General features: G+C 71.1%; 14 protein-coding genes and 1 tRNA gene. 5 read left to right on the top strand and 10 right to left on the bottom strand.

The features are described 5' to 3' along the window. Positions 1-61: 61 nt before the first annotated feature. From J2X60_RS10220 to J2X60_RS10195, 6 genes are read right to left on the bottom strand one after another with little or no spacing between them, the layout of a single operon-like run. Positions 62-1813, bottom strand: coding sequence for a protein kinase domain-containing protein (locus tag J2X60_RS10220; RefSeq protein ID WP_309887301.1), 1752 nt, complete (start codon positions 1811-1813; stop codon positions 62-64). Further along, positions 1810-3267: a penicillin-binding protein 2 gene (locus J2X60_RS10215; RefSeq protein WP_071294235.1), complete on the bottom strand. Its 1458-nt coding sequence runs from the start codon at positions 3265-3267 to the stop codon at positions 1810-1812. The genes J2X60_RS10220 and J2X60_RS10215 overlap by 4 nt, the downstream gene beginning before the upstream one ends. Then, positions 3264-4700 (bottom strand): FtsW/RodA/SpoVE family cell cycle protein, encoded by a 1437-nt coding sequence (locus J2X60_RS10210; protein WP_070417454.1) that lies wholly within the window; start codon positions 4698-4700, stop codon positions 3264-3266. The genes J2X60_RS10215 and J2X60_RS10210 overlap by 4 nt, the downstream gene beginning before the upstream one ends. Then, positions 4697-6049 (bottom strand): Stp1/IreP family PP2C-type Ser/Thr phosphatase, encoded by a 1353-nt coding sequence (locus J2X60_RS10205; protein WP_070417453.1) that lies wholly within the window; start codon positions 6047-6049, stop codon positions 4697-4699. The genes J2X60_RS10210 and J2X60_RS10205 overlap by 4 nt, the downstream gene beginning before the upstream one ends. 6 nt (positions 6050-6055) lie before the next feature. Then, positions 6056-6607 carry an FHA domain-containing protein gene (locus J2X60_RS10200; RefSeq protein WP_070417452.1) on the bottom strand — a complete coding sequence of 184 codons (552 nt, stop codon included), beginning with the start codon at positions 6605-6607 and terminating at the stop codon, positions 6056-6058. Next, a complete protein-coding gene (locus J2X60_RS10195; protein WP_070417451.1) occupies positions 6604-7284 on the bottom strand; it encodes a DUF3662 and FHA domain-containing protein in 681 nt (226 codons plus the stop codon). The genes J2X60_RS10200 and J2X60_RS10195 overlap by 4 nt, the downstream gene beginning before the upstream one ends. Positions 7285-7370: 86 nt before the next feature. On the opposite strand from J2X60_RS10195, the gene J2X60_RS10190 reads away from it, so the two are divergent. After that, a tRNA-Leu gene (locus J2X60_RS10190) sits at positions 7371-7457 on the top strand. A gap of 57 nt (positions 7458-7514) precedes the next feature. Here J2X60_RS10190 and J2X60_RS10185 read toward each other — a convergent pair. Both J2X60_RS10185 and J2X60_RS10180 read right to left on the bottom strand, forming a co-directional pair. Then, the gene (locus tag J2X60_RS10185) at positions 7515-7706 is read right to left on the bottom strand and encodes a hypothetical protein (RefSeq protein WP_309887300.1); all 192 of its coding nucleotides are present in this window, start codon (positions 7704-7706) and stop codon (positions 7515-7517) included. Further along, positions 7676-7963 carry a hypothetical protein gene (locus tag J2X60_RS10180; protein ID WP_309887299.1) on the bottom strand — a complete coding sequence of 96 codons (288 nt, stop codon included), beginning with the start codon at positions 7961-7963 and terminating at the stop codon, positions 7676-7678. The genes J2X60_RS10185 and J2X60_RS10180 overlap by 31 nt, the downstream gene beginning before the upstream one ends. Before the next feature lie 86 nt (positions 7964-8049). Here J2X60_RS10180 and J2X60_RS10175 point away from each other — a divergent pair, with 86 nt between their 5' ends. Then, positions 8050-8718 carry an NUDIX domain-containing protein gene (locus tag J2X60_RS10175; RefSeq protein WP_309887298.1) on the top strand — a complete coding sequence of 223 codons (669 nt, stop codon included), beginning with the start codon at positions 8050-8052 and terminating at the stop codon, positions 8716-8718. Here J2X60_RS10175 and J2X60_RS10170 read toward each other — a convergent pair. Together J2X60_RS10170 and J2X60_RS10165 are read right to left on the bottom strand one after the other, a co-directional pair. Next, the gene (locus tag J2X60_RS10170; RefSeq protein WP_309887297.1) at positions 8684-9325 is read right to left on the bottom strand and encodes a TetR family transcriptional regulator C-terminal domain-containing protein; all 642 of its coding nucleotides are present in this window, start codon (positions 9323-9325) and stop codon (positions 8684-8686) included. The genes J2X60_RS10175 and J2X60_RS10170 overlap by 35 nt on opposite strands. Before the next feature lie 20 nt (positions 9326-9345). Next, positions 9346-10878, bottom strand: coding sequence for a PucR family transcriptional regulator (locus J2X60_RS10165; RefSeq protein ID WP_309887296.1), 1533 nt, complete (start codon positions 10876-10878; stop codon positions 9346-9348). A 92-nt stretch (positions 10879-10970) separates the two neighbouring features. Between J2X60_RS10165 and gabT the strand changes: the two genes are divergently transcribed. The 3 genes from gabT to J2X60_RS10150 are packed head-to-tail and all read left to right on the top strand — an operon-like array spanning position 10971 to position 15228. Then, on the top strand, positions 10971-12335 hold the full coding sequence (gene gabT / locus J2X60_RS10160; protein WP_309887295.1) for a 4-aminobutyrate--2-oxoglutarate transaminase: 1365 nt from the start codon (positions 10971-10973) through the stop codon (positions 12333-12335). Further along, positions 12332-13861 (top strand): NAD-dependent succinate-semialdehyde dehydrogenase, encoded by a 1530-nt coding sequence (locus tag J2X60_RS10155; protein WP_309887294.1) that lies wholly within the window; start codon positions 12332-12334, stop codon positions 13859-13861. Before gabT ends, J2X60_RS10155 begins: the two co-directional genes overlap by 4 nt. Then, positions 13858-15228 (top strand): NAD(P)/FAD-dependent oxidoreductase, encoded by a 1371-nt coding sequence (locus J2X60_RS10150; protein WP_309777661.1) that lies wholly within the window; start codon positions 13858-13860, stop codon positions 15226-15228. The genes J2X60_RS10155 and J2X60_RS10150 overlap by 4 nt, the downstream gene beginning before the upstream one ends. The last annotated feature ends 81 nt before the right edge of the window (positions 15229-15309 follow it).

Here is a 15309-nt window from a genome sequence, read left to right as displayed (position 1 = left end):
TGACGGGGGGCTCGACCGAACCGTTACGCAACGGTGTCGCGAGCCCCCGTCCGGGGGTCGATCAGTTGCCGTCCTGCGGTGCCTGGCTCGGGTTGTTGCCGTCGGTCGGGTCGGTCGTCGGCTCGTCCGTGGCCTGCCAGGCGTCGCTCGACGCGGCCTCGGACGCCGCGGACGCCGCGAGGTTGCCGCACGTCACGGTGTAGCTCAGCGAGGCCGAGGTGTCGATCTTGTCGATCTGCACGGTGACCGATCGGTGGTCGGCGTCGAGCGTGCCCGAGGTCTGGCTCGAGGCGTCCTTGCCGCCGGTGATCGTGTACGCGTACGACGACACGGTGTACCCGGTCGGGCACGTCGCCGCCGCCCAGCTGAAGGTCACCACGCCGTCGGCGGACACCGCACCCGGGGACGCCGAGTTCGGCTGGTTGACCGTCGGCTGCGCCGTGTACTGCTGCAGCACGACGAGCGAGCCGGGAGCCAGGCTGCCGGTGGGGCTGATCGACTGGACGGTGTTCGCCTGCTCGGGCTTCGGGGCGGGGTCGCCGTCCTCGACGCGGGAGGTGAGGTTCAGCGCCTCGAGCTTGGCCTGCGCGTCGGCGACCGAAAGCCCGACGAAGTCCGCCGAGTTCACGGTCACGCGGGTCTCGGTCGGAGACGGCGTCGGGGTGTTGGACGGCTTCGGCGTCGCGCTGCGCGACGTCGCGGACTTCGTCGGCTCCGGCTGACCGTTGCTGTTCAGGGCGAACGCGCCGACGACACCGGCGATGATGAGCACCGCGACGATGCCCACGACCCACCAGATCCAGGCGCGCTTCTTCTTCGGCTCCTCGTCCTCGCCGTCGACCGGCGAGCCCGGGGTGCCCGGACCGCCCGCGACCGCACCGGCCTGTGTGCCGATGAGCGCCGTCGCGGCGTCGTTCCCCGGCGTCTGCGGCGGGTTGAACGCCACGGTTCCGCCGGCCGCGATGGCCGGGACGGCGACGGTGGCGGCCGCGACGTCCCCACGGCGGAGCGCCTGCGCCGCACGGGCCAGGTTCGCCGCCGTCGCCGGACGGTCGGCGGGCTTCTTGGCGATGCACGACATCACGAGGGCGGAGACCGGCTCCGGGATGTCCCCCGGGAGCGCCGGCGGCTGCTCGTTGATGTGCGCCATGGCGATCGCGACCTGCGACTCGCCCGTGAACGGACGACGGCCCGCCAGGCACTCGTACGCGACGATGCCGAGCGAGTAGATGTCGGTCGACGGCGACGCCGGGTGCCCGCTCGCCTGCTCCGGCGAGAGGTACTGCACGGTGCCCATGACCTGTCCGGTCGCGGTGAGCGGCACCTGGTCGGCGATGCGCGCGATGCCGAAGTCGGTGATCTTGACGCGGCCGTCCGGCGTGATGAGCAGGTTGCCCGGCTTGATGTCCCGGTGCACGAGACCGACGGCGTGTGCGGCCTGCAGGGCGTTCGCGGTCTGCGCGACGATGTCGAGGACCTTGTCGACCGGCAGCGTGTGCTCCCGCTCGATCATGGTCGAGAGCGCCTCGCCCGGGACGAGCTCCATCACGAGGTAGGCGCTGCCGTCCTCCTCGCCGTAGTCGAAGACGTTGGCGATGCCCTCGTGGTTGACGAGCGCAGCGTGACGGGCCTCGGCGCGGAAGCGCTCGAGGAAGCCCGGGTCGCCGAGGTACTCGTCCTTGAGGATCTTGAGTGCGACGGTCCGGCCGATGACGAGGTCGGTGGCCTGCCACACCTCTCCCATGCCGCCGATGGCGACGCGGGACGAGAGTTGGTACCGCCCACCGAAGGTGAGTCCGCTGGTGGGTCTCATTTGTTCAGCACCGCCTCCATGACTTTCTTCGCGACCGGGGCCGCGACCGTGTTGCCGACTCCGGACTGCCCGAGTCCGCCGCCGTTCCCGACGACGACCGCGACGGCCACCTCCGGGTCCTTCGCCGGGGCGAAGCCCGTGAACCAGAGTGTGTAGGGATCGCCCGTGCCGCCTTCGGCCGTGCCCGTCTTCCCTGCGACGTCGACACCGTCGATCTTGGCATTGGTGCCGGTCCCCGAGCTGACGACGCTCTGCATGGCCTCGGTGAGGTCACTCGATTCGGAGGCCGAGAGCGGGTCGCTGTACTGCTTCGGGGAGAAGGACTCGACGGTCTTCAGGTCGCTCGTCGTGATCGAGTCGACGAGCGAGGGCTGCATGACCTTGCCGCCGTTCGCGATGCCGGCGGAGACCATGGCCATCTGCAGCGGGGACACCCGGACGCTGGCCTGGCCGAACGAGCTCAGCATGAGCTGTGCGGTGTCGTCGCTGACGTCGGGGTACTGGCTGGCGGTGGCGCGCATCGGGACCTCGATCGCGTCGCCGAAGCCGTACTTGTCGGCCATGCTCTTGATCGCGTCGTAGCCGAGCTTCTGGCCGAGCTCCGCGAAGGGGATGTTGCACGAGTACTGGATCGCCGTGCGCAGCTTGACCTTGTCGCCGCCGCCGCACGAGCCGCCCTCGGCGTTGTTGATGTACGTGCTCGTCCCGGGCAGCTGCAGCCGCGACGGGTTCGGGAACTCGGAGTCGAGGTTGTACTTGCCGCCCTCGAGCGCCGCGGACGCCACGACGAGCTTGAAGACCGACCCGGGCGTGTACAGGTCGCCGCCGATGGCCCGGTTCTGCAGGGGCTTCGCGGCGTTCGACTCGAGCGCCTTGTACTGGTCGATGACGTTCTGCGTGTCGTGCGACGTCAGCGTGTTCGGGTCGTAGCTCTGCTTCGACACCATCGCGAGGATCTTGCCGGTCTTCGGCTGGATCGCGACGACGGCACCGGTGTTGTCGCCCAGCGCGTCGTACGCGGCCTTCTGGACGTCCGGGTCGATCGTCAGGTTGACGTTGTCGCCCTGGACGTCCTGGCCGGTCAGGATCGCGTTGAGGTTCTGGAAGAACGAGGCGTCGGAGTTGCCGGAGAGCACGGTGTTCTCGGCGCCCTCGATGCCGGAGTTGCCCTGGCCGATCGTGAAGTACCCGGTGACGGCCGAGTACAGGTCGCCGTTCGTGTACTTCCGCTGGTACTGGTACTGGTCGTCCACCGGGGTCGACTCGGCGATGGGACTGCCGTTGACGAGGATCGCGCCGCGCTTCGTGGAGTAGCTGGCGAGGATCGTCCGGGAGTTCCGCGAGTCGGCGCGGAGGGAGTCGGCCGAGAAGAACTGGATGGAGGTCGTCGACACGAACAGTGCGACGAACATGAGCACGATGACGGTCGAGACACCGCGGAGCTGTCGGTTCACCGGCTGCGCTCCTTCCTGGTCGTCCCGCGACCACGAGCAGCCGGGATCGCACCCTGCTGCACGCGCTGTTCGGCGGGGATTGCATCGGTCAGGCGCAGCAGCATCGCGGCGATGATCCAGTTGGCGACGAGGGACGAACCACCGGCCGCCATGAACGGCGTGGTGAGGCCGGTGACCGGGATGACCCGGGTGATGCCGCCGACGACGACGAACACCTGCAGGGCGATGATGAAGCCGAAGCCCACGCCGAGCAGCTTGCCGAAGTCGTCCTGCGCCATGAACCCGACGCGGAGGCCCCGGGACGCCAGGATGATGAACAGGGCGAGGATCGCGAAGACGCCGATCAGGCCGAGTTCCTCACCCAGCGACGCGATGATGTAGTCCGCGTTGGCGACCGGGGTGATGTACGGACGCCCCTGGCCGAGACCGGTGCCCGTGATCCCGCCGTTCGCGAAGCCGAACAGGCCCTGCACGAGCTGGTAGCTGCCCTGGGTCTGCCTGGTGAAGATCTCCTGGTTGAACGGGTCGAGCCACTGCTCGAACCGACCGTGCACGTAGACGAGCACGGACTGTGCGACGAGCGCGCCGCCGACGAACAACACGAGCCCGATGAGGACCCAGCTCAGCCGTGCCGTCGCGACGTAGATCATCACGAGGAACAGGCCGAAGTAGAGCAGTGCGGTGCCGAGGTCGCGCTGGAAGACCAGGACGCCCATGGCAGCGGCCCACATCACGAGGATCGGACCGAGGTCGCGCGCCCGCGGGAACGTCATGCCGAGGAACTTCCGGCCGACGATCGACAGCGAGTCCCGTGCGGTGACGAGGTAGCCGGCGAAGAACAGCGCCATCGTGATCTTGGCGAGCTCGCCCGGCTGGAAGGTGAACGAGCCGAGCTTGATCCAGACCCGCGCGCCGTTCACGTTGAGTCCGATGCCCGGCAGCATCGGCAGGAGCAGCAGCGCGATCGTCAGGAACATGAAGATGTAGCGGTACCGCTGCAGGAACCGGTGGTTCCGGACGACGGAGACCGTGATGATCGCCAGGACCATCGCGAGCATCGTCCAGACGATCTGCTTCACGCCGATCGCGCCCCAGCCGGTCAGGCCGTTGTGGACGTCGATGCGGTAGATCTCGGCGATCCCGATGCCGTTCAGCACGAGCGCGACCGGCAGGATGAACGGATCGGCGTTCTTCGCGACGATGCGCAGCACGACGTGCATCACGAGCGCGAGCCCGAGGATGCCGGCGCCGACCCAGAGCACCGAGGTGTCGAACAGCTTGCCCTTCGTGCCGAGCTGCACGAGGACCATCGCGCCGGCGCAGATGCCACACGCTATGACGAGCAGCACGAGCTCGAGGTTGCGGGCGCGGGCGGGCTCCCGCAGCTTGATCGTGATCGCCTGCGTGAAGGACTGGGCGGTGGCGCTGCTCATCGCTTCGCCCCTGGTGACGGCGACGGCGACTTCGTCGGGGACGAGGAGGGCGTCGGGGACGGTGATCCGCCGTCTCCGCCGGTGCCCGCCTGGTCCTGACCGGTCTCGGCGGCCTTCCGCAGCCGGTCGACGATGTCACGGGCATCGTCGAGCGACTGCGCGTTGATCGTCGAGCGGACGTTCTCGCGGGTGTACTCCGGCAGCCCGGACACCGAGATGTCGGTGTCCTCGTACACGTCGGACAGTGCGATCGGCCCGATCGACTGCTGCACGCCCTTGTAGATCGCGACGGTGCCGCGGTCGGTCCCGACGTAGTAGTGGTCCTGGATGATCCGCCAGCCGAGGAAGACGGCGCCGACGAGTGCGGCGACGGCCACGACGAGCGCGATGGTCCACGAGACACGACGGCGGATCCGGCGACGGCGGTCCTCGGCGATGAGCTCGGCGAAGAACTGGTCGGACTCGGGCTCGAAGTGCGAGTCCTCGGGGGCGGTCGTGACCTTGAGCGGGTGGAGCAGGATCGTGGGGAGGCGGATCGGCTTGCGGCCGGTCGACGCCTCGAACGTGAGCGGTGCCGCCGCGGAGCCGACCGTGGTGGCCGCGTCGTCATCGTCGTCGGGCTCGGTGTCGGTGACGTCCATCACGACGACCGTCACGTTGTCGGGCGCGCCGTGGTCGAGCGTCTCCTTCACGAGGCGCTGCGTGACCTGGTTCGCGTCCATGTTCGACGCGAGCGCGTGCCGGATGCGCTCTTCGGCCAGGTACGACGAGAGTCCGTCGGAGCAGAGCAGCCAGCGGTCGCCCGGCTGGATGTCCATGATCGCGGTGTCGACCTCCGGCGCGGCGTCGACGTCGCCGAGCACCCGCATGAGGACGGAGCGTCGCGGGTGCACCGCGGCCTCTTCAGGCGTGATCCGGCCGCTGTCCACGAGCCGCTGCACGAAGGTGTGGTCGGACGTGATCTGCTGGAGCTCGCCGTCGCGGTGCCGGTAGATGCGCGAGTCGCCGATGTGCGCGATGGCGATCTGTTCGCCGACCCGGATCATCGCGGACACCGTGGTGCCCATGCCGGTGAGCTCCTGGTGCTCGAACACCGTCTCGGTGATGAGCTGGTTCGCCGCGATCAGCGCTGACTGCAGTGCGAACTCGGCGTCGTGCGCCGACGGGAACTCGCGGTCGACCTCCCGGATGCGGCGGATCGCGATCGCCGAGGCGACGTCACCGCCCGCGTGCCCGCCCATGCCGTCGGCCACCGCGAACAGGTGCTGTCCGGCGTAGCCGGAGTCCTGGTTGTTCGCGCGGATGCGTCCGACGTGGGACACAGCGGCGCTCAGCGTGCGAGCGGTCATCCCGGGTTACCGCCGCAGCTCGAACGTCGTCGTCCCGATCGTGATCGGCGTCCGCTCCGCGATGATCACGGGAACGGTCACCTTCTGACCGTTGACGAACGTGCCGTTCGTGGACTCGAGGTCGGTGAGGAGCCAGCCGTCGGCCCGGAGGTCGAGGCGGGCGTGGTTGGTGGACGTGTAGTCGTCGCGGATGACGACGTTGGACTCGCTCGACCGGCCGATCGTGATCGGGCCGCCACCGAGCGGCATCTCCATGCCCTCGCGCGAGCCCTCGGTGATCACGAGGCGGGTCGCAGCCGGCGTGGCGGACTGCTGCGCCCCCGTCGCCTGACCGATGAGGTCCGTGAAGGCACCGGCTGACGCGGCCGCCGGGGCCGCTGCTGCCGGCACCGCGGGGGTCGTCGGACCCGACGCACCGGCCTTCGGATCGGTGGGGATCGTGCGCACGCGTTGGCCGAACAGATCGCTCCGCAGGGCGAAGACGATCACGAACACGAACAGCCAGAGCACCGCGAGGAACGCGAAGCGCAGGACGAGCAGGGTCAGCCCTGTGGTCACCTGGTACCTCCGTCGTTCTCGGGTATCACCCGGAACACCATACGGGTACGACCGATCTCGATCGTGGAATCCGGCTCCACGATGGCCTGCTGGAAGCGCTCACCGTTCAGTTTCGAGCCGTTCGTCGACCCGAGGTCGTTGGCCTGGGCGTGCTTGCCGTCCCAGATGACCTCGACGTGCTTGCGGCTCGTGCCGGTGTCGGCGACGGTGATGTCGGCGTCCGTCCCGCGACCGATCACGGTGCGACCGCGCTGCAGCTTGTGCCGCTGCGAACCGATGTCGAGCACCGCGACCCAGGCGACGTCGCGCTGGACCGTCGTCGAGTCGATCTGCAGGATCCCGGTGGAGAGGGTGCCGTCCTGCTGCAGGCGGATCGTCACCGGTCCGGAGAAGGAGTAGTTCTGCGCGACCGCGTGCTGCTGCACCATCTGCGAGAGCTCGTCGACGAGCGGCCGACCGATGTCGTTCATGCGCGTGTAGTCCGGCGGCGCGAGTCGCACCGTGAACTCGTTCGGCACGAGGATGCGTTCGCGGGAGACGACGGCTGCCTTGGTGTCGAGCTCGCGGCGGAGGGCGCTCGAGATCTCGACGGGCTGCACGCCGGAGCGGAAGGTCTTCGCGAACGCGCCGTTCACGGCGCGCTCCAGCCCTCGCTCGAAGCTGTCCAACAGGCCCATGGGTCTCCAGTGTTCTCGGTCGTCGACCTCTGCATGGTAGTGGTTGGCGTCTGGCAGCGTCTGTGCGTGGTAGTGTTCTCGGGCTGGCGCGAGTGGCGGAATTGGTAGACGCGCACGGTTCAGGTCCGTGTGCTGGAAACGGCGTGGGGGTTCAAGTCCCCCCTCGCGCACCAGACAACGCAAGAGGCCCCCGGAGAGATCCGGGGGCCTCTTCGCGTTCCGCAGCGGCGTCAGTTCCGAGGGTGGTCGGGATTCGTCGGCCTGGAGGCGCGGCTCGGCTCGACACCGTCGGCGCGCCGGAAGAACGGGCGTGCGCTGGGCAGGAAGAGCAGCACCGCGGCGACGACCGAGACCAGGATCAGGACGGTGGACAGGCCCCCGTCGGTGATGCTCAGGACGGTACGGAGCGCTGCGATCGCCACGAGCACGATACGGGCCACCGCGGAGCCGCGGAGCCGCGGAGCACCAGGATCGTCGCAGCGGCGACGGCGGCCCAGACGACGAACGACAGCACGAGTGCGAGGACGCCGCCGACCCCGGTCAGTCCCGACCCGGACGCCGAGACGACGACGGTGGAGACGACGCCGACGACCAGCCAGACGGCCCAGAGGACGACCGCCGTCCGGACGACCGGAGGCGGGGTCGGTCGGGAACGTCGCAGGTCGTCCGTCGTCGTCATGTGCTCCCCGTCCCCGCCGCTCCCTGGTGCGGCGTGACGATCGTACCGGCGGCCCGCCCGCGCCGGCGGGACGCTAGCGTGACGACGTGGACGACGCGCGCACGACCGAACCCCGACCCGGCACCACCGTCCCGGACGCCCGTGGTCGCACCGGACTCGACGCCGTCGGCCGCGACCTCGACCGCAACCCGGACGTGGTCGTCCGTGACGTCGAGGTCGTCTCGGACGGCTGGCACGTGCTCCGCCGGACGACGCTCGACGTGCGGCGCCGTGACGGTCGTTGGGACCGGCAGCAGCGCGAGACCTACGACCGCGGCAACGGTGCTGCCGTGCTGCCCCACGACCCCGAGCGCGACACCGTGCTGCTCACCCGGCAGTTCCGCTGGCCCGCCTACGTCAACGGCCACCCGGACGGGATGCTCGTCGAGGCGGCGGCGGGACTCCTCGACGAGGACGACCCGGAGACGGCCGTGCGGCGCGAGGCGGCGGAGGAGCTCGGCATCCGGCTCGGCGGCCTCACGAAGGTGTTCGACGCGTTCATGAGCCCCGGGTCCGTGACCGAGCGCGTGCACGGGTACGTCGGTGCCTACACGCCCGCCGACCTCGTGCACGCCGGCGGCGGGCTGGAGGACGAGGGTGAGGACATCGAGGTGCTCGAGCTCCCGTTGGACGAGGCCCTGGCGATGGTCGCCGACGGGCGCATCGCCGACGGCAAGACGATCATGCTCCTGCAGTGGGCGGCGCTGCAGCGCTGAGGGCAGCGGCGTCCAGCCCGACGGCGTGCGCGATCGTCGTGCGGACGAGACCCTCGCGCGTCGGCCGGTCGAGGTAGTCCACGAGGGCGTACCCGTTCGTGGCGTCCACGAGCGCGAACAGCAGCCGGCCGACCGCGTCCGGGTCGTCGGTGCGCATGACCCCGTCGCGGACGCCGTCGCGGACCACGCGGGTCGCGAGCGCCTGCCAGTCGTCCATGACGTCGCGCGCGGCGGTGGCGAGTGCACCGTTGGTCCGGCCGAGGCTCCACGCGTCGGCCCAGAGCGCGGCGACGTCGTCGCGGGTGGGGTCGGCGATGCAGGCCAGCAGGGCCTCCAGGCGTGCGGTCGAGTCGGACCGTTCGTGGACGATCCGGCGGACCTCGGCCACCTCGGCGCTCGCGACGGTGCGGAAGGTGTCGCCGACGAGGTCCTCCATCACCGGGCGGTAGTGCGCCACGAGCGAGGGTGCCACGCCGATCGCAGCGGCGACACCGCGCAGGGTCACGGCGGCGAGGCCCTCGGCGCGGGCGACGGCGACGGCCGCGTCGGCGATCTGGGCCTCCCGCTCGGCCGGGCTCAGGCGCCGGCGGGTCGGAGTGGTCGGCACGACGCCAGCCTAGGCGCGCCTCACGCGCCCTCGACGACGAACGCCGCCCAGAGGTCGGCGCGGGTGGCGAACACCGACAGGTCCCGTTCGAGCAGCCGTCCCGCGTGCTCGACCCGCGCGCGGGCGGTGTGCCGGTGGATGCCGAGTGCCTGGGCGGTGCGGTCGTACTCGCAGTTCTGCTCGAGCCAGGTGCGTACTGTGCGGGTCAGCTCGGTGCCGGCCGTCCGGTCGTGGTCGAGCAGGGGTGCGAGGAACGCGCGGGCGACGGCACCGGCGTCGACGTCCACGTGGGCGAGGTGGGCGAGCACCCCCTCGCGGGCGAGGTCGCCGAACTCGGTGGTGCCGGGTCGCCCCTCGCGCCGGCGGTCGAGAGCCTGCACCGCCTCGGTCCGCGCACGGCCGAAGTACCGGTACGAGGCACCGTCGGAGAGCCCGGCGTGCAGGTCGAAGCGGTCCACGAGTTCCTCGACGATCGCGGTGTCCTCCGCGCCGACGCAGAGGAACAGCTCGTCGTCCGCCGCGAAGAAGAGCCGGCCGGGGCGGTCCTGCACCCACAGCTCGAGCCAGTCGACCACGGTGTCGAGGTCCTGGTCGGGGACGTCGACGGCGGCGATCCGGACGGGTTCGGCCGGCAGCGGTCCCCACACCTCGCGCGAGGTCGTGTCCACGACGGCGGGGTCGCCCACCGACAGCATCGTGAGGAGCCCGGTGCGGAGGAGCCCGCGCGCGCGGGCGAGTTCGCGGTTCTGCTGCAGTGCGAGTCCGGCCAGGGCGATCACGGCGGTGACGACCTCGCGGCCGGCCCGGTCGAGCGCGCCGCCGTTCGCGATGGCGAGCACGCCGCTGAGGTGGCCGCCGCTGCCGAGGGTCTGCAGCGAGAACCCGGTGCGGTGCTCGGTCGTCACGGGCAGGCTCGCCCGCTGGCCGGCCCGGAGGAGCCGGAGCGCCTCGGTCCGGAGCACCTCGAGGTCCTCGGCGGGGACACCGTCGGCCGGGTGACCGCGGTCGAGTCGTCCGGAGACGTCGAAGAGGCCGACCCACCCGTCGAGCTGCCGGGACAGCTCGGCGATGGTCGCCCCGAGGCCGTCGGGGCGCATGGCCGCGAGCGAGATGGCCCGCTGCGCGGCGAGGGCCCAGGCGTTGCGGGCGTTGGCGTCACGGGCGACGGCGTCCGCGTTCGCCTGCGCGACGGCGATGAAGGAGGTCTCGTACGGGACCTCGAAGAGTGCGAGTCCCTGTTCCGTACAGGCGTCGACGAGCTGCGGCGGGGTGCCGGTGCGCACGACCTCGTCCCCGAAGCCGAGCGCGACGACGCCCCGGCGCAGCAGTCGGGCGACGTATGCGTCCGCGACCGCCGCCGTGACCTCGGTGTCGTCGCCGAACTGCGTGCCGGTGGTGAGCAGCCCCTGCCCGTCGGCGAGGAACGGCGTCGGGTCTGCGAGGTCGGAGCTGTGCAACCAGGAGAGCGGCGCATCGAGGGCTGCATCGGTGGCCGTCAGGAGCCGGAGCCGCAGGTCGGCGCGGTGGAGCAGGGAGCGCAGGGTCGCGGGCATGGGTGCATCCTATCCGCTGCGTCGATCGAGGTGGCCGCCGGTGTACACGGTGGACAGCGGCGCCACAGGGGAGTGGCTCCTACGATCGCGGCATGTCCTCCACCGTCGCACCCTCGACCAGCGCCGCCGCGGGCGGCCCCTCGCTGCCCCAGGAACGGCGGCTCGTCACGGAGGTGCCGGGCCCCCGCTCCCGAGCGCTCTTCGAACGCAAGGCCGCCGCCGTGGCGTCCGGCGTCGGGGTCGCGGTACCGATCGCCGTCGTCGCAGCCGGTGGCGGCGTGGTCGTCGACGCGGACGGCAACTCGTTCGTCGACCTCGGCTCCGGGATCGCCGTGACGAGCGTCGGCAACGCGCACCCGGGCGTGGTCGACGCCGTGCAGCAGCAGGTCCAGGCGTTCACGCACACCTGCTTCACCATCGCCGCCTACGACGGGTACGTCGAGGTCGCCGAGGCGCTCAACCGGCTCACCCCCGGCGACCACGAGAAGCGGAGCGCGCTCTTCAACTCCGGGGCCGAGGCGGTCGAGAACGCGGTGAAGATCGCCCGCAAGCACACCGGTCGGCAGGCGATCGTGGTGTTCGACCACGCCTACCACGGGCGGACGAACCTCACGATGGCGCTCACCGCGAAGAACCAGCCGTACAAGAACGGCTTCGGTCCCTTCGCGCCCGAGGTGTACCGCGTCCCGATGTCGTACCCGTTCCGCGACGGCGGACTGTCCGGTGCCGAGGCGGCGAAGCGCGCGATCAGCCAGATCGAGAAGCAGGTCGGCGCGGAGAACACCGCCGCGGTGCTCGTCGAGCCGATCCAGGGCGAGGGCGGCTTCGTCGTCCCGGCGCCCGGGTTCCTCGCCGCCCTGTCGGAGTGGACCACCGCGAACGACGTCGTGTTCATCGCCGACGAGGTGCAGACCGGGTTCGCCCGCACCGGCGCCATGTTCGCGAGCGAGCACGAGGGCATCGTGCCCGACATCGTCACCACCGCCAAGGGCATGGCCGGCGGGATGCCGCTCTCCGCCGTCACCGGGCGCGCCGAGATCATGGACTCCGCCCACGTCGGCGGACTCGGCGGCACGTACGGCGGCAACCCCGTCGCGTGCGCCGCAGCACTCGTCGCGATCCACGCCTTCGAGCACGACGGCCTGGTCGAGCGCGCTGCCGAGATCGGTGAGGTGCTGCTCGGACGACTCCGCGCCGCACAGGCGACCGACCCCCGCATCGGCGACGTCCGTGGCCGCGGCGCCATGATCGCGATCGAACTCGTCGACCCGGCGACCGGGGAACCCGACGCCGCGCTCACCGGACGGGTCGTACGGTACGCGTACGAGCACGGCGTGATCGCCCTCACCGCGGGGACGTACGGCAACGTCCTCCGCTTCCTCCCCCCGCTCGCGATCGACGACGACCTGCTCCACGAGGGGCTCGACATCGTCCTGGAAGGACTCGCAGCAGCATGACCGACACCCAGCAGACCAGCCAGCAGATCACCCAGCGCACCGACGCCGAACGCGAGCTGCTCGCGAAGGTCCCCACGGGCCTCCTGGTCGACGGCACCTGGCGACCGGCAGCCGACGGCGGCACGTTCGGCGTCGTCGACCCCGCCACCGGCGAGACGCTCCTCGAGATCGCCGACGCAACCCCCGAAGACGGTGTCGCGGCCCTCGACGCCGCCGAAGCGGCAAAGCACGGCTGGGCGACGACCCCGCCGCGCGAGCGAGCCGAGGTCCTGCGCCGCGCCTTCGACCTGCTCCAGGAGCGCCGCGCCGACTTCGCCCTCCTCATGACGCTGGAGATGGGGAAGCCGCTCGCCGAGGCGAACGGCGAGGTCACCTACGGCGGTGAGTTCCTCCGCTGGTTCTCCGAGGAGGCCGTCCGCATCGGCGGCTCCTACGGCACCAACCCCGAGGGCACCGGCCGTGCGATCGTCAGCCACAAGCCCGTCGGCCCGGCGTTCCTCATCACCCCGTGGAACTTCCCCCTCGCGATGGCCACCCGCAAGATCGCCCCCGCGCTCGCCGCCGGGTGCACGGTCGTCGTGAAGCCCGCCGAACTCACCCCGCTCACCACCCTGCTGTTCGCCGACCTGCTGGTCGAGGCGGGCGTGCCGGCCGGGGTCGTCAACGTCGTGCCGACCACGCACGCCGGTGCGCTGTCCGAGCCGATCATCGCCGACCCGCGACTCCGGAAGCTCTCGTTCACGGGATCGACGCCGGTGGGCCGGACCCTCCTCGCCCAGGCGGCGCAGAACGTGCTGCGGACGAGCATGGAGCTCGGCGGCAACGCCCCGTTCCTCGTGTTCGCCGACGCGGACCTCGACCTCGCCGTCGAGGGGGCGCTCGCCGCGAAGTTCCGGAACACCGGGCAGGCGTGCACCGCGGCCAACCGGTTCCTCGTGCACGAGGACGTCGCCGAGGAGTTCGCCAGCCGGCTCACCGACCGCGTCGCGGCCATGTCCGTCGGCCGCGGGACCGAGGACGGCGTCGCCATCGGCCCGCTCATCGACCAGCGCGCCGTGGACAAGGCGCACCGGCTCGTCACCGAGGCCCTCGACCGCGGTGCGACCCTCCGGACCGGCGGCCACCCCGTCGACGGCCCCGGCACGTTCTACGCGCCCACCGTGATCACGGACGTGCAGCCCGGCAGCGACCTGCTCCGCGACGAGATCTTCGGACCCGTCCTGGCGATCCGGACGTTCTCGACCGAGGACGAGGCCGTCGCGGCGGCGAACGACACCGAGTACGGGCTCGTCGGCTACGCGTTCACCGAGGACCCCGCGCGCGGACAGCGCCTCACGGAACGGCTCGAGACGGGCATGCTGGGGCTCAACACCGGTGTCGTCTCGAACGCGTCGGCACCGTTCGGCGGGGTCAAGCAGTCCGGCCTCGGACGCGAGGGCGGCGGCGAGGGCATCGCCGAGTACCTCGAGACCATGTACACGCTGACGCCCGACCCGTTCGGGCGCACGAAGGGAGCGCAGCGATGACCATCGAGAAGGACGTCGTCGTCATCGGCGCCGGGGTCACCGGCCTCATCGCCGCGAACCGCCTCGTCGCCGAGGGGAAGCGCGTGGCCGTGCTCGAGGCCCGCGACCGCGTCGGTGGCCGCACGTGGACGAACGACATCGAGGGCGTCACCCTCGAGATCGGCGGCCAGTGGGTCTCCCCGGACCAGACCGCCCTGCTCGAGACCCTCGACGAACTCGGACTCGAGACGTACGACCGCTACCGCGAGGGCTCCAGCGTCTACATCGACGAGCACGGCACCCGGACCGAGTACACCGGCGACATCTTCCCGCTGCCGGAGGCCACCGCCGCCGAGATCGAACGGCTCGTCGCCGTCGTCGACGAGTACGTGGCGACGGTCGACCCGGCACGCCCCTGGGAAGCACCCCACGCCGCCGCACTCGACGAGACCTCGTTCCGCGCCTGGCTGCACACGCTGAGCGACGACCGGGTCGCGACCGACAACGTCGAGCTCTTCATCGCCGGCGCCATGCTGACCAAGCCCGCGCACGCCTTCTCGGCCCTGCAGGCCCTGCTCATGGCCGCCTCGGCCGGGAGCTTCTCGAACCTCGTCGACGCCGACTTCATCCTCGACAAGCGCGTCGTCGGCGGCATGCAGCAGGTGTCCGAGCGGCTCGCCGCCCGGCTCGGTGCGGACGTCCACCTGAACGCCCCGGTGCGCACCCTGCGCTGGGACGACGAGGGCGTCACAGCGCTCGCCGACGGCGGCATCGAGGTCCGTGCCCGCCAGGCACTCGTGGCCGTCCCGCCGCCCCTGTACTCCCGCATCTCGTACGAGCCGCCGCTACCGCGTCGCCAGCACCAGCTGCACCAGCACCTGTCGATGGGGTTCGTCATCAAGGTGCACGCCGTCTACGACCGGCCGTTCTGGCGCGGCGCCGGGCTGTCCGGCACCGCGTTCAGCCCGTACGAGCTCGTGCACGAGGCGTACGACAACACCTCGTACGGGCAGGAGCAGGGCACGCTCGTCGGGTTCGTGTCCGACCAGCACGCCGACGACGTCTTCGCCCTCTCCGCCGAGGAGCGCAAGGCCCGGGTGCTCGACTCGCTCGCGCACTACTACGGCGACGAGGCACGCCGTCCGGTCGTCTACTACGAGAGCGACTGGGGTACCGAGGAGTGGACCCGTGGCGCCTACGCGGCGAGCTTCGACCTGGGCGGGCTCGTCCGGTACGGCGCCGACCAGCGCGCTGCCGTCGGCCCGATCCGGTTCGCGTCGAGCGACCTCGCCGGGCACGGGTACCAGCACGTGGACGGGGCGGTGCGGATGGGCCGCGAAGCGGCGGCCGAGATCCTCGCCTCGTTGCCGCAGCCGGCGGTGCAGTAGGCCCACGCCGAGACGGACGGGAGGCGCGGTGCGGGCTGGCACCGCGCCTCCCGTCCGTCATCGGTGTGGGTTCGGCCGGTA

Origin of the sequence: Curtobacterium sp. 320, assembly GCF_031455235.1 — a bacterium.
Classification (GTDB): Bacteria; Actinomycetota; Actinomycetes; order Actinomycetales; family Microbacteriaceae; genus Curtobacterium.
This window is presented reverse-complemented; position numbering and strand designations above follow the sequence as displayed.

What these genes read in the sequence shown, in the direction of transcription:
- J2X60_RS10210 (WP_070417454.1), bottom strand. Translation starts at nt 4,700, where the DNA reads ATGAGCAGCGCCACCGCCCAGTCCTTCACGCAGGCGATCACGATCAAG.
- J2X60_RS10155 (WP_309887294.1), top strand. Translation starts at nt 12,332, where the DNA reads ATGACCGACACCCAGCAGACCAGCCAGCAGATCACCCAGCGCACCGAC.
- J2X60_RS10150 (WP_309777661.1), top strand. Translation starts at nt 13,858, where the DNA reads ATGACCATCGAGAAGGACGTCGTCGTCATCGGCGCCGGGGTCACCGGC.
- J2X60_RS10205 (WP_070417453.1), bottom strand. Translation starts at nt 6,049, where the DNA reads ATGACCGCTCGCACGCTGAGCGCCGCTGTGTCCCACGTCGGACGCATC.
- J2X60_RS10165 (WP_309887296.1), bottom strand. Translation starts at nt 10,878, where the DNA reads ATGCCCGCGACCCTGCGCTCCCTGCTCCACCGCGCCGACCTGCGGCTC.
- J2X60_RS10195 (WP_070417451.1), bottom strand. Translation starts at nt 7,284, where the DNA reads ATGGGCCTGTTGGACAGCTTCGAGCGAGGGCTGGAGCGCGCCGTGAAC.
- J2X60_RS10220 (WP_309887301.1), bottom strand. Translation starts at nt 1,813, where the DNA reads ATGAGACCCACCAGCGGACTCACCTTCGGTGGGCGGTACCAACTCTCG.
- J2X60_RS10180 (WP_309887299.1), bottom strand. Translation starts at nt 7,963, where the DNA reads ATGACGACGACGGACGACCTGCGACGTTCCCGACCGACCCCGCCTCCG.
- gabT (WP_309887295.1), top strand. Translation starts at nt 10,971, where the DNA reads ATGTCCTCCACCGTCGCACCCTCGACCAGCGCCGCCGCGGGCGGCCCC.